The sequence below is a fragment of the Nocardioides sp. LHG3406-4 genome (assembly GCF_049897745.1).
Lineage (GTDB): Bacteria > Actinomycetota > Actinomycetes > Propionibacteriales > Nocardioidaceae > Nocardioides.
This window is the reverse complement of record NZ_JAFCWV010000002.1, coordinates 692,145-705,137: the sequence shown is the minus strand read 5'-3', so window position 1 is coordinate 705,137 and position 12,993 is coordinate 692,145. Positions and strand designations below refer to the sequence as shown.

Genomic DNA, 12,993 nt, shown 5'->3' with positions numbered 1-12,993 from the left:
GAGGGCCTGCCTCAGTCGGGCAGCGTGTCGCCGGGCATCGTGCTCAGCCGGCGGACGAACCAGTCGGACCGCGGGTCGACCACCGGCTCGATGCGGATCGTGGCGCCGAGCACCGTCGCCCCACCCGCGCCGGCGAGGATCAGCGGCAGGTCGAGAGCACGGATCTGGGGCAGGTCGTGCTGCAGCTGGGCGACGCGCCGCACGATGCGCTCGATCTCGGCCACGTCGACGACCTCACTGCCGCGGTAGCCGAAGAGCAGCGGTGCGGCCTTGATCTCCCGCACCATGTCCCGGGCGTCGTGGTCGGCCAGGGGCGGGATCCGGAACGCGCGGTCGCCCAGCAGCTCGGTGAGCGGGCCGCCGATGCCGAACGAGATGACCGGCCCGAACAGCGGGTCCTCCATGCTGGCCAGGCTGACGGGGATGCCGGGGGCTGCGTTCTTCTGCACCACGAAGCCCGCGTTGGCCGGGTCGGTGATGACCTGGTTGAGGGTGCTCCACGCGTGGGCCATCTCGGTGCTGTCGTCGATGTTGCGCCACACGTGGGCCAGGTCCGGCCGGTGGCGCAGGTGGTCGGCGGTCGCCTTGAGCACGACGTCCCAGCCGAGCTGCTCCCCCGCGGCCTGCGCCTCCTCCTCGGTGGTGACCGTGAGGGTCTCCCAAAGGTCGACGTCGTAGGCGCCCAGCAGCGCTCGTGCCTCATCGTGACTCAGGTCGTGGCCCTCGCGGTGGCGGGCGAGCAGCTCGGCGACCAGCCGCTTGGCGCCCACCCGGTCCACCGGGTCCGCGTCGGCCGACTGCGTGTCGGAGGTGCCCCGCCACACGGCGTACTTCACGACCCTGGCGAGCGCTCGCACCGCCGCCTCGACCGCGGGGTACGACGGCACCGAGCCGCGGCCGGCCGTCGAACCGGCGACGTCGGGCACCCGCAGCAGCTCCGGGACGCCCTCGGCGCCCAGGAACGTGGTGACGAGCGGCTTGTCGGACTGCTCCCCCACGGCGGCCAGCACGTTGGCGACGTCCTCGCCCGAGACGTTGAGGGGCGGGATGTAGATCGCCACGACCGCGTCGACCTCGGGGTCGTCGATGGCGGCGTCCAGCGCATCCTCGAAGTCCTCGGCGTTGGCGTCGGCACCGAGCGGGACCTGCTTGTTGACGACGAGCCCGACGGCCGCGGCGGCGTCGGTGGCGAGCAGGCCGAGCGCGTCGGAGTTGCCGACCACCGCGACCCGCCGTCCGCGCGGGAGCGGCTGGTGGGCCAGCAGCTGGGCCACGTCGAACATCTCGTCGAGCGTGTCGACCTGGATCACGCCGGCCTGGCGGAACATGGCGTCGACCGCCTGCTGCGGCGCGGCGATCTTGCGTACGGCGTGCCCCATCGGCACGCCCTGGGTGGTGCGGCCCGACCGGACCGCGATCACCGGCTTGCGGCGCGAGACCCGACGCGCGATGCGGGAGAACTTGCGCGGGTTGCCGATCGACTCGAGGTAGAGCAGCACGACCTCGGTGGAGTCGTCCTTCTCCCAGTACTGCAGCAGGTCGTTGCCGGACACGTCGGCGCGGTTGCCGGCGCTGACGAACGTCGAGAGGCCCAGGCCGCGGTTGTTGACCTTCTCGAGGATCGCCGACCCCAGGGCACCCGACTGGCAGAAGAACCCCGCGCGACCGCGGGGCGGCATCACCGACGACAGCGACGCGTTGAGCGCGACCTCCGGGTCGGTGTTGATGACTCCGAGCGCGTTGGGGCCGATCAGCCGCAGTCCGTAGGAGCGGGAGAGGCCGACGAGCCGCCGCTGTCGCCGCCGACCCTCGTCGCCCGTCTCGGCGAATCCCGACGAGATGACGACCAGGCCGTGCACCCCCTTGGCCGCGCAGTCGAGCACGACGTCGTGCACCGCCTCCGCCGGCACCGCGACGATGGCCACGTCGACGTCGCCGGGGATCTCCGAGACGGTGGGGTACGTCGGCAGGCCGGACACCGCGTCGGCGCTGGGGTGCACGGCGTAGACGCGTCCGGTGAAGTCGCCCATCACCAGGTTGCGCACCAGAGCCCGGCCGATGGTGTCCTGGCGCCGGCTGGCGCCGATCACCGCGACGGAGCGGGGGTTGAAGAACTTCTCGATCGAGGCCGACTCGGCGCGGTGCTCGCGCTGCTCCATGACGCCGAGAGCGGTGTCGGTGGGGTCGATGTCGAAGACCAGGCCCATGACGCCGTCGTCGTACTCGCTGGCGATCTGGTAGCCGGCGTCGCGGAAGGTCCGGATCATCGCGTGGTTGTCGGGCAGGATGTCGGCCACGAACCGCTCCACCCCACGCTCGCGACCGGCCTGGGCCAGGTGCTCGAGCAGCAGCTGCCCGATGCCCCGGCCCTGGTGCCGGTCCTCGACGAGGAAGGCGACCTCCGCCACGCCCGGCTTCACGACGTCGTAGCGGCCCACCGCGATCATCTCGCCGCCGATGGTCAAGATGAACGCCACCCGGTCGGTGTAGTCGACCTGCGTGAAGCGCTTGACGTCCTTGGCGGAGAGCTCCGGCATCGGCGAGAAGAACCGGTAGTACTTCGACTCCGGTGACACCCGGGCGTAGAAGTCGACCAGCAGCTCCGCGTCGTCGGGCCGGATCGGCCGGATGTGGGCGGTGCGGCCGTCGCGCAGCAGCACGTCGGCCTCCCAGTGACGCGGAGCGGAGGTCTGGGTGGGCACGGATGAAATCTATCGGTCCGGGGGGCAGCCATGGGCCAGTGCTGAGACGAAGGAGGCCCCAACCGGCCCGGATGTGGTGTCTGCGAGGGTCATTTCCCGTCGGGATCCCCGGCTACCCGGGGTTCCCGACACCCAACGAGCCGGCAGGCGACGGCGAGCCCGCCACCGAAGCGTCGGCGCGACCGTGAAGAATGCGGACCATGGCGCGGCGTACGACGAAGCAACCCCTTCCCGACGACTTCGAGGAGCACATCCTCGACATCGACGTCGGCGACGAGATGCGCGCCTCCTTCCTCGAGTACGCCTACTCCGTCATCTACTCCCGGGCCCTGCCCGACGCCCGCGACGGTCTCAAGCCGGTGCAGCGTCGGATCCTCTACACGATGAACGACATGGGCCTGCGGCCCGACCGCGGCCACGTCAAGAGCGCCCGCGTCGTCGGCGAGGTCATGGGCCGGCTGCACCCGCACGGCGACGGCGCGATCTACGACGCGCTCGTGCGGATGGCGCAGCCGTGGTCGATGCGGCTGCCGATGATCGACGGGCACGGCAACTTCGGCGCACCCGACGACGTACCCGCCGCCATGCGCTACACCGAGTGCCGGATGGCTCCCGCGGCGGTCGCGATGACCGCCGGCATCGCCGAGGACACCGTCGACTTCAAGCCCAACTACGACAGCCGCGAGCTCGAGCCGTCGGTGCTGCCCGCGGCGATCCCCAACATGGTCGTCAACGGCGCCACCGGGATCGCCGTCGGCATGGCCACCAACATGGCGCCGCACAACCTGGTCGAGGTCGTGCAGGCGCTGCGCCACCTGATCACCCACCCCAAGGCCGGCGTCGACGACCTGATGCGGTTCATCCCCGGCCCCGACCTGCCCACCGGCGGCAAGATCGTCGGCCTCGACGGCATCCGCGACGCCTACGAGTCGGGTCGCGGCTCGTTCCGCATGCGGGCCACGGCGCGCATCGAGACCATCGGCCGGCGCAAGGCCATCGTCGTCACCGAGCTGCCGTACGGCGTCGGTCCCGAGCGCATCCAGGCCCGGGTCAAGGACCTCGTCCAGGCCAAGAAGATCCAGGGCATCAGCGACCTCCGCGACCTCACCGACCGCAACCACGGGCTCCGGCTGGTGATCGAGGTCAAGAACGGCTTCGTGCCCGAGGCCCTCCTCGAGCAGCTCTACCGGCAGACCCCGATGGAGGAGTCCTTCGGCATCAACGCCGTCGCCCTGGTCGACGGGCAGCCCCGCACCCTCGGCCTCAAGGAGATGCTCGAGGTCTTCCTCGGCCACCGCTTCGAGGTCGTACGCCGCCGCACGGTGTTCCGCCGGGGCAAGGCCGCCGACCGGCTGCACCTCGTCGCGGGCCTGCTCATCGCGATCCTCGACATCGACGAGGTCATCCAGGTGATCCGGTCGAGCGACAACTCCGCGGAGGCGAAGGCGCGTCTCATCTCCGTCTTCGAGCTCAGCGAGATCCAGGCCGACTACATCCTCGACATGCCGCTGCGCCGCCTCACCAGGTTCTCCAAGCTCGAGCTCGACAAGGAGAAGGACGAGCTGGACCGCGAGATCGAGCGGCTGGACGCGATCCTCGGCGACGACGGCCTGCTCAGGAAGGTCGTCTCCGACGAGCTGGCCGAGATCGCGAAGACCTTCGGCACTCCGCGCCGCACCGTCCTGCTCGCCTCCGCCGGCACGACGGTGACGGCGGCGGCGTCCAGCGCGCTCGAGGTCGCCGACGACCCGTGCTTCGCGTTCCTCTCCTCCACCGGCCTCCTGGCGAGGTCGTCGACCGCCGAGGCGCCGGGGACGGGCGGAGGCCGGGCCAACCACGACGTGGTGGTCTCGGTCGTGCGCACCACCGCCCGCGGCGACATCGGCGTGGTGACCTCCCGGGGCCGGGTGCTCCGGCTGGGCGTGCTCGACATGCCGGAGCTGCCCGCGTCGGCCAACGACCCCAACCTCCAGGGCGGCCTGCCCCTCACCGAGGTGCTCTCGCTCGACGTGGGCGAGCGTGCCCTCGCACTGACGTCGCTGCCCACCGACGGGCCCGGACTCGCCCTCGGCACCCGCGCCGGGGTGGTCAAGCGCGTCAACCCCGAGGTGCTCGGCAAGGACGAGTGGGACCTGATCGGGCTCAAGGACGACGACGAGGTCGTGGGGGCGGTCGAGCTGACGACCGGCGACGAGACCCTGTGCTTCATCACCAGCGACGCCCAGCTGCTGCACTTCGGCGCCGACGCCGTCCGCCCGCAGGGCCGGTCGGGTGGCGGCATCGCCGGGGTGCGCGTGACGTCCGGTGAGCGGGTCGTCTGGTTCGGTGCCCTCGACCCGGCCGACTCGGTCGTCGTCACGTCCTCGGGCTCGTCGACGGCCCTGCCGGGCACCGAGCCCGGCGCCGTCAAGGTGGCACCGTTCAGTGAGTATCCGCCCAAGGGGCGGGCCACCGGTGGCGTGCGCTGCCACCGGTTCCTCAAGGGCGAGGACACCCTCGTCTTCGCGTGGGCCGGGGCCGCTCCGGCGCGCGCGGCCGCGTCGAGCGGCACCCCCATCGAGCTGCCCGAGCCCACCGGCCGGCGCGACGGGTCCGGAGTGCCGGGCTCCCAGCCGATCGCAGCCTGTGCCGGGCCCGTGTCGACGCAGGTAGGGGTCACCGCTGGTGTGGAAGGCTAGTCGGATGAGGCATCCCCTGCGCCGTACCCTCGCGATCCTGCTCGCGGTCCTGGTGGCCCTGGTCGTGGCGGCGTGCACCGGCGACGACGGCGACAAGGCCGCGGCCGATGCGCCGACCCCCGCCGAGGTGCTGGACCAGGCGAAGGGCACCCTCGACGAGACCCCGGGCCTGCGGCTGAGCCTCACCACCGACGACCTTCCCGACGGCGTCACCGGCATCACCAGCGCGGTCGGGGTGGCGACCAAGGCGCCGGCCTTCGACGGGACGATCAAGGTGGTGCTGTCCGGCACCGAGTTCGAGGTGCCGGTCGTCGCCGTCGACGACAAGGTCTACGCCCAGATCCCGCTCACCCCGGGCTACTCCGACGTCGACCCGGCCGAGTACGGCGCACCCGACCCCGCCGGACTCATCACCTCCGACCACGGCTTCTCCTCCCTGCTGCCGGTCACGACGGCCATCGAGAAGGGCGAGAGCGTGCGCGGCGGCGCCGACAACAGCGAGGTGCTCACCAGCTACACCGGGGCCATCCCCGGCGACGCCATGAAGAAGGTCATCCCGAGCGCGTCGGGCGAGACCTTCGACGCGACGTACCTCATCACCGACGACGGCGAGCTGCGCGAGGCCGAGCTGACCGGCGTCTTCTACCCCGACTCGGACGAGATGACCTACACCGTCACCTTCGACGACTACGGCACCGAGCAGTCGATCACGGCGCCGTGACGTCAGCGGCCGGCCCGGCGGTGAGCAGGAGCTCGCGGCTGCTGCTCGGGCTGGCGGCGGTCGCTGTCGCCTTCGCGGCGGCCGACACCTACGTCGTGGTGCTCGCGCTCCCCGACATGATGGCGTCCGCCGGCATCCCGGTCGAGCAGCTCCAGCGGGCCGCCCCGATGATCTCGGGCTTCCTGCTCGGGTACGTCGCGATGCTGCCGCTCATCGGCCGCATCGCCGACCTGCGCGGCCGGCTGCCGGTGCTGGTGATGGCGCTGGTGGTGTTCGCGTTCGGGTCGCTGGTCACCGCGCTCGCCTACGACATGCCGAGCATGGTCACCGGTCGGTTCCTGCAGGGCGTCGGCGGAGGCGGGCTGGTGCCGGCCACCCTCGCGCTGGTCGCCGACCTCTACCCCGCCGACCGGCGCGGCGTCCCCCTGGGCGTCGTCTCGGCCGTCCAGGAGATCGGGTCGGTGCTCGGCCCGCTCTTCGGGGCACTGGTGCTCTCCGCCGCCGACTGGCGGGCGATCTTCCTGGTCAACCTGGCCGTCGGGCTGGTGCTGGCCGCGGCGCTGCGATCGATGCGGTCGGGCACCGGTCGAGCGACGATCGGGCCCGCGACCCCCGGAGTGCGACCAGCCGAGGGGCCTCCCGACATCGTGGGCGGTGCCCTGCTGGTCATCACGCTGGCCGCCGGCGCCGTCGTCTTCGTCCGTCCTCCCTCGCTGATGCGCGACCTCACCTGGGGTGAGATGTTCGTGCCGTTCACCGGCGACGGCCGGTGGCTGACCCCTGTCGGTGTGGTGGCGATGGCGGCGGCCGTGCTGTTCCTGGGCCGGTGCCTCACGGCGCGCCGACCTCTGGTCGACGTACGCGGGTGGGTCGGGGCGATGCGAGAGGCCGACCTCACCGGGTCACTGCTATTGGCGGCCGCGCTCAGTGGGGTGATCCTGGCCTTCGCCACGGCCGACCCCAAGGTGCAGGTCTTCGCCGACCACGGCCTGTGGTACCTCCTCGGCGCCCTGGTCGCCGGCGTGCTCCTCGGCTGGCACCTGCGTCGCGACGACGCCCCGCTCATCCCGCGCGGCGCGTTGCGTCGTACCCCTGCCTGGGGCGCCTTGCTGGTCAGCTTCTTCGTCGGGGCGGCGCTCATCGCCGCCCTGATCGACATCCCGCTCTTCGCGCGGACGACCACCTACGCCGACTCGCAGCTGATGGCCGCCCTGGTGCTCGTGAGGTTCCTCGTCGCGCTGCCCGTCGGCGCGGTGATCGGCGGCTACCTCTGCCGCACGCTCGGCGCCGGGCCGACCACCGCCCTGGGCATGGCTCTGGCTGCCGTGGGGTTCGTGCTGATGAGCCGCTGGGACCTCACCACGCTCGAGCACTGGGACGCCAACCTCGGCCTGGTGATCGGCGGTCTGGGCTTCGGGCTGGCGCTGGCACCGGTCAATGCGGCCGTGCTGGCACACACCGACGACGACGTGCACGGCCTGGCCAGCGCCCTGGTGGTGGTCTCCCGGATGGTCGGGATGCTCGTGGGCATCTCGGCACTCACCGTGATCGGGCTGCGCCGCTACTACTCCGAGCAGGCCGACTTCCCCTCGGTGCGCGACGTCTGCGACGGCGGCAGCCGGTGCCCGGAGTTCACCCTGCTGCTCAAGCAGGCAGGCATCGCCCAGGAGCAGACGGTGTTCCTGGGGGCTGCGGTGTGTGCGGCCATCGCCGGGGCGCTGGCCCTGGTGCTCTTCCGCCAGGCCCGCGTCGGCAGCATCAGCACCCGAGACGCCCTCTCTGGTCACTGAACCGTCGGATACGGTTCCTGTGTGGATGACTTCGAGGACCTGCTCACCGCCAACAAGGAGTTCGCGGCGCACTTCACGTTCGCCGGCTTCGACGGCCTCGCCCGTGCCGGCGTCGCGATCGTGACCTGCATGGACTCCCGGATCGACCCGCTCCAGATGTTCGGGCTCACCGCCGGCGACGCGAAGATCTTCCGCAATCCCGGCGGCCGGGTGACCCCCCAGGCGCTCGAGGCCCTGGTGCTGGGCGTCCACCTGCTCAACGTCGACCGGATCCTGGTGATGCCCCACACCAGGTGCGCCATGGCGAGCAACACCGAGGAGGAGATCCGCGAGCGCGTCGCCCGTTCAGCCGGGCAGGACATCTCCTGGCAGCGCTTCCACGTGGTCGCCGACCAGATGGCGGCCCTCCAGGACGACGTCCGGGCGGTGCGCACCCATCCGCTCATCCCCGAGAGCGTGCACGTGGGCGGCTTCATGTACGACGTCGACAACGGACGCGTCGACCGACGCGTCTGACTCTCAGGCGTCGAGCGTCTCCACGTCGACCTCGTAGGCGCCCTGCACGATGAACTCCTTGCGCGGCGCGACGTCCGATCCCATGAGCAGCTCGAACACGTCGGCGGCCACCGCGGCGTCGTCGACGGTGAGCCGGCGCAAGGTGCGATGGCGGGGCTCCATCGTGGTCTCGGCCAGCTGGTCGGCGTCCATCTCGCCCAGGCCCTTGTAGCGCTGGACGGGGTCCTTCCAGCTGACGTTCTTCTTCTTCAGCTCGGCCAGCCGGCGCTGCAGCTCGTCGTCGGAGTAGGTGTAGACGTACTTGTCCATCCCCTTCTTGGGGTTGGACAGCTCGATGCGGTGCAGCGGGGGCACGGCGGTGAAGACCCGGCCCGCGGTGATCAGCTCTGGCATGTACTTGAAGAACAGCGTCGCCAGCAGGCAGCGGATGTGCGCGCCGTCGGAGTCGGCGTCGGCCATGAAGATGATCCGGCCGTAGCGCGCGGAGTCGATGTCGAAGGTGCGGCCCGAGCCGGCGCCCACGACCTGGATGATCGAGGCGCACTCGGCGTTCTTGAGCATGTCGCCCACCGAGGCCTTCTGCACGTTGAGGATCTTGCCGCGGATCGGCAGCAGGGCCTGGTACTCGGAGTCGCGGGCGAGCTTGGCCGTGCCGAGCGCCGAGTCGCCCTCGACGATGAAGAGCTCGCTGCGCTCGGTGTCGTTGGAGCGGCAGTCGGCCAGCTTGGCGGGCAGCGCCGACGACTCCAGTGCGTTCTTGCGGCGCTGCGTCTCCTTGTGCTGGCGCGCGGCGATGCGGGTCTTGGAGGCGCCGACGACCTTCTCCATCACCAGCTTGGCCTGGGCCTTGTCGGTCCGCTTGGTGGAGGTCAGGAACCTCTTGAGCTCGCCACCGACCACCTTGCGTACGACGCTGCGCGCCGCCGGCGTGCCGAGGATCTCCTTCGTCTGGCCCTCGAACTGCGGCTCCGCGAGGCGCACCGTGACCACGGCGGTCATGCCCTCCAGGACGTCGTCCTTGATGACGTCGGCGTCTCCCACCTTGAGCGCCTTGGTGGAGCGCATCACCTCGTTGAACGTCTTGGTGACCGCCGCCTCGAAGCCGCTCACGTGGGTGCCGCCCTTGGGCGTGGCGATCACGTTGACGTAGGAGCGCAGCTCGGTGTCGTAGCCCGTGCCCCAGCGCAGGGCGACGTCGACCTGGAGCTCACGCTCGACCTCCTGCGGCGTCATGTGGCCACTTGCGTCGAGCAGCGGCACCGTCTCGGTGAAGGTGTCGGAGCCCTGCAGGCGCAGGACCTCCGTGACCGGGTCGTCGTGGGCGAGGTACTCGGCGAACTCCGCGATGCCGCCGTCGTGACGGAACTTCTCCTCCACGGGCTGGTTGCCGCGCAGGTCACGGATCACCAGCTCGAGGCCCGGCACGATGAACGACGTCTGCCGGGCGCGGCCGAGGAGCCCCTCGAACTCGAAGGTCGCGTCCTTGGTGAAGACCTGCCGGTCCGGCCAGAAGCGGATGCGGGTGCCGGACCTGCCCTTGGGGACCCGCTTGCCCTTGCGGGAGAGCCCCGACCTGGCCGTGAACGGTGCGTGTGGCCCGTCACCGTCGAAGACCCCGGGCACGCCCCGGTGGAAGCTCAGCCCCTGCTCCGAGGGGGTCCGCTCGACGTCGATGTCCATCCGCAACGAGAGTGCGTTGACCACGGAGAGCCCGACGCCGTGGAGGCCGCCGGTGGCGACGTAGGACCCGCCGCCGAACTTGCCGCCCGCGTGCAGCTTCGTCGCCACGACCTCGACCCCGGGCAGCCCCGTCCTGGGCTCCTTGTCGGTCGGGATGCCGCGCCCGTCGTCGTGCACCTCGACCGAGTCGTCGGGGTGCAGGGTGACCTCGACCCGGTGCGCAGCGCCGGCCAGGGCCTCGTCGACACCGTTGTCGATGATCTCCCAGAGGCAGTGCATCAGCCCGCGCGTGTCGGTGGACCCGATGTACATGCCCGGCCGCTTGCGCACCGCCTCGAGGCCCTCGAGCACCAGGAGGTGTGCCGCGTTGTAAGAAGTGTCGGTCGGTGCTGCCACGTACGTCCTGTCCCATCACGATTCGGTCACGGCCCGGGCACGGTCCGAGGCCCTTAGCCAGGGCTCAAACCTACCCGCGACACGCCCGCGAGCGCGGCAAGGCACGCCTGCCGTCCCCAGGCGGGCGCCGGGTCTACGGTGAGCGCCAGGAAAGCGCCAGCAGAGGGCGAGCCAGGAGATTCGGCGTCCCACGGTTGGGGATACCGGGTACCGGGTAGACGTCTCCGTGATTGGATTGTGGTGTCGGACTCAGCAGATGCCGGGAATCTTTGTCCCGGTGGCTACGTTGGGCCAGACAACGATGATGAGAAACGAGGCCGAAGTGACTACTGCCGTTGCCCCCAGTGCCCCCGCGCTCTCCGCGGCCGACCGCTGTGACCGCTGCGGAGCTCAGGCCTACCTCCGGGTCGAGCTCCAGAGTGGTGGCGAGCTGCTGTTCTGCGCGCACCACGCCCGCGAGCACGCCGATGCACTCCGCGAGGTCGCTGTGACCGTCGTGGACGAGACGCACAAGCTCTCCGACACGCCCGCCCCGGCACCCGAGGGCGAGCACTGACGTCCAGACCACCGACTTCCCGGACGGCCCCCGACCTCACGGTCAGGGGCCGTCCGGCGTCTGTGGCACCCTGACCCGGTGAACGACACCCTGCTGACCTCCGTCGTGGCACTGGCCATCGCGGTCGGCCTGGCCGGCATCGTCGTGCCCGTCCTGCCCGGCTCCGTGCTCGTGCTGGGCGCGATCCTGGTCTGGGCCGTCGCGGTCGGGACCACCTCCGCGTGGGCGGTGTTCAGTCTCGCCGCGGTCTTCCTCGTCGTCGGCACGGTCGTGAAGTACGCCGTCCCCGGGCGTCGCCTCAAGGCGGACGGAGTCCCGAACTCGACGTTGCTCCTCGGTGGGGTCGTCGGCATCGTGGGGTTCTTCGTGATCCCGGTCATCGGCCTCTTCGTCGGGTTCGTCCTCGGGATCTACGTCGCCGAGCGGGGCCGGGTCGGCGGCGCCAGGGCCTGGCCCTCCACCAAGCACGCGCTCAAGGCCGTCGGGCTCAGCATCCTGATCGAGCTGGTCGCCGGCATGCTCGCAGCACTCACCTGGGCCGTCGGCGCCTTCGTCGCCTAGGACGCGTCGATGGCCGTCCTGCTCGCCCTGGTCTCCGCGCTGTCCTACGGCGTCTCCGACTTCGTCGCGGGCCTCGCGTCCCGGCGTACGTCGGCCTGGCCGGTGGCGTTCACCGCCTGCGCCGGCGCCCTCCTCGGAGCGGTCGCGCTGGCCCTGGGCTTTCCCGGCGACCCGGCACCCGGCGACCTGGCGTGGGGCGCGCTGGCCGGTGTCGGCGGCGGCATGGGCTCCGCGTTCCTCTACCGGGGCCTGGCGCTGGGCCGGATGGGCGTCGTGGCCCCGATCTCGGCTGTCGGCTCCGCCGTGCTGCCGGTCATGGTGGGCGTGGCCAGCGGCGAGCGGCCGAGCCCGCTGGTCTGGGTCGGCATCATCGCCGCGGCGCCGGCGATCTGGCTGGTGTCACGGGAGCCGGCGGAGTCCACGGCGTCGAGCGTCGGCGTGCTCGACGGCGTGCTCGCCGGCATCGGCTTCGGCGTGCTCTTCTCGGCCACCGGGCAGGTCGGAGACCAGGCCGGCTACTGGCCGCTCGCGCTCACCCAGCTGGTCTCGATGGGGTTCATCGTGGCCTTGTCCACGGCGCTGCGGCAGGCCTGGGTGCCGTACGCCGCGAGTCAGTGGTGGGGCGCCGCGGCCGGCCTGCTCGCGAGCCTGGCCGTCGTGGCCTTCCTGCTCTCCTCGCACCGAGGTCTGCTCGCCGTCGCCGCGGTGCTCACGTCGCTCTACCCCGCCGCCACGGTGTTGCTGGCCGTGGTCGTGCTCCGCGAGCGCGTGCACCGCACCCAGGGACTCGGGCTGCTGCTGTGCGGGCTCGCCGTCGTGCTCGTGGCCGCGGGCTGAACCGGCCAGGTCAGCCTGCGGCGAGCCAGTCGGTGAAGCCGCGCCGGGTCGGCACCCAGTCGGTGACGACGTGCGAGCCGTCGTAGGCGTCCTTCACCTTGATGCCGACCCGCACCTGGTCCACCTCGTCGAAGCACGCGCGCTCGACCCAGTAGGTGGCGGTCTCGCGGTTGTAGTTGAGGTCGAGGTCGCTCGCGCAGGCGAGGATCTCCTCGTTGTCGCGCCAGCCGGTCATCGTGCCGATGTTGTAGTCGGTGCCGTCGAACAGTCCGGCACCCACCCGGAACTCCGGCCCGCGCAGGCTCTTGTCGGTGTCGATGAAGATCGACATGCCGGAGTTGCCCTGCGGGTTCAGGTCGGCGAACTTCACCCGCACGAACAGCCTGCTGCCGCCGTGGCGTACGACGACCTTGGACACGTCGTAGTTCGAGGCGGTCGCGTCGGCCGGATCCTGCACGCGAACTCCGTCGGCCGAGGCGGGCGCGGCCAGCAGACCGGCGGCCGCGGTCGCTCCGAGGACGGATGTGGCGAGTCGAATGATGTGCATCAGGGGCCT

General features: G+C 71.2%; 10 protein-coding genes. 7 read left to right on the top strand and 3 right to left on the bottom strand.

Annotated elements, in window-relative coordinates; genetic code table 11:
• Positions 1-11 precede the first annotated feature (11 nt).
• Complete coding sequence (locus ACP7BP_RS09450) at positions 12-2,702, bottom strand: GNAT family N-acetyltransferase (protein ID WP_426244338.1); 2,691 nt, start codon at positions 2,700-2,702, stop codon at positions 12-14.
• A 200-nt stretch (positions 2,703-2,902) separates the two neighbouring features.
• Here ACP7BP_RS09450 and ACP7BP_RS09445 point away from each other — a divergent pair, with 200 nt between their 5' ends.
• Genes ACP7BP_RS09445 through ACP7BP_RS09430 form a run of 4 tightly spaced genes read left to right on the top strand, consistent with a single transcriptional unit; the run spans position 2,903 to position 8,407 of the window.
• Entirely contained in the window at positions 2,903-5,380 is a 2,478-nt protein-coding gene (locus ACP7BP_RS09445; protein ID WP_426244337.1) for a DNA gyrase/topoisomerase IV subunit A, read from the top strand.
• Positions 5,381-5,384: 4 nt separating this feature from the next.
• Positions 5,385-6,101: an LppX_LprAFG lipoprotein gene (locus tag ACP7BP_RS09440; RefSeq protein WP_426244336.1), complete on the top strand. Its 717-nt coding sequence runs from the start codon at positions 5,385-5,387 to the stop codon at positions 6,099-6,101.
• A complete protein-coding gene (locus tag ACP7BP_RS09435; RefSeq protein WP_426244335.1) occupies positions 6,098-7,891 on the top strand; it encodes an MFS transporter in 1,794 nt (597 codons plus the stop codon). The genes ACP7BP_RS09440 and ACP7BP_RS09435 overlap by 4 nt, the downstream gene beginning before the upstream one ends.
• Before the next feature lie 21 nt (positions 7,892-7,912).
• Positions 7,913-8,407, top strand: a complete 495-nt coding sequence (locus tag ACP7BP_RS09430) for a beta-class carbonic anhydrase (protein ID WP_426244334.1) — start codon at positions 7,913-7,915, stop codon at positions 8,405-8,407.
• A 3-nt stretch (positions 8,408-8,410) separates the two neighbouring features.
• Here ACP7BP_RS09430 and ACP7BP_RS09425 read toward each other — a convergent pair whose 3' ends face one another.
• Complete coding sequence (locus ACP7BP_RS09425; RefSeq protein WP_426244333.1) at positions 8,411-10,483, bottom strand: DNA gyrase/topoisomerase IV subunit B; 2,073 nt, start codon at positions 10,481-10,483, stop codon at positions 8,411-8,413.
• A gap of 301 nt (positions 10,484-10,784) precedes the next feature.
• On the opposite strand from ACP7BP_RS09425, the gene ACP7BP_RS09420 reads away from it, so the two are divergent.
• From ACP7BP_RS09420 to ACP7BP_RS09410, 3 genes are all read left to right on the top strand, one after another.
• On the top strand, positions 10,785-11,039 hold the full coding sequence (locus tag ACP7BP_RS09420; protein WP_426244332.1) for a DUF7455 domain-containing protein: 255 nt from the start codon (positions 10,785-10,787) through the stop codon (positions 11,037-11,039).
• A 78-nt stretch (positions 11,040-11,117) separates the two neighbouring features.
• Positions 11,118-11,600, top strand: a complete 483-nt coding sequence (locus ACP7BP_RS09415; protein ID WP_426244331.1) for a DUF456 domain-containing protein — start codon at positions 11,118-11,120, stop codon at positions 11,598-11,600.
• A 9-nt stretch (positions 11,601-11,609) separates the two neighbouring features.
• Positions 11,610-12,437 carry an EamA family transporter gene (locus tag ACP7BP_RS09410; RefSeq protein WP_426244330.1) on the top strand — a complete coding sequence of 276 codons (828 nt, stop codon included), beginning with the start codon at positions 11,610-11,612 and terminating at the stop codon, positions 12,435-12,437.
• Positions 12,438-12,447: 10 nt separating this feature from the next.
• Here ACP7BP_RS09410 and ACP7BP_RS09405 read toward each other — a convergent pair whose 3' ends face one another.
• Positions 12,448-12,984 carry a hypothetical protein gene (locus ACP7BP_RS09405; RefSeq protein ID WP_426244329.1) on the bottom strand — a complete coding sequence of 179 codons (537 nt, stop codon included), beginning with the start codon at positions 12,982-12,984 and terminating at the stop codon, positions 12,448-12,450.
• Between the last annotated feature and the right edge of the window lie 9 nt (positions 12,985-12,993).

Bases quoted from the DNA above. Each gene is read 5' to 3' on its own strand.
- ACP7BP_RS09445 (WP_426244337.1), top strand. From the start codon at position 2,903: ATGGCGCGGCGTACGACGAAGCAACCCCTTCCCGACGACTTCGAGGAG.
- ACP7BP_RS09440 (WP_426244336.1), top strand. From the start codon at position 5,385: ATGAGGCATCCCCTGCGCCGTACCCTCGCGATCCTGCTCGCGGTCCTG.
- ACP7BP_RS09420 (WP_426244332.1), top strand. From the start codon at position 10,785: ATGATGAGAAACGAGGCCGAAGTGACTACTGCCGTTGCCCCCAGTGCC.
- ACP7BP_RS09410 (WP_426244330.1), top strand. From the start codon at position 11,610: ATGGCCGTCCTGCTCGCCCTGGTCTCCGCGCTGTCCTACGGCGTCTCC.
- ACP7BP_RS09405 (WP_426244329.1), bottom strand. From the start codon at position 12,984: ATGCACATCATTCGACTCGCCACATCCGTCCTCGGAGCGACCGCGGCC.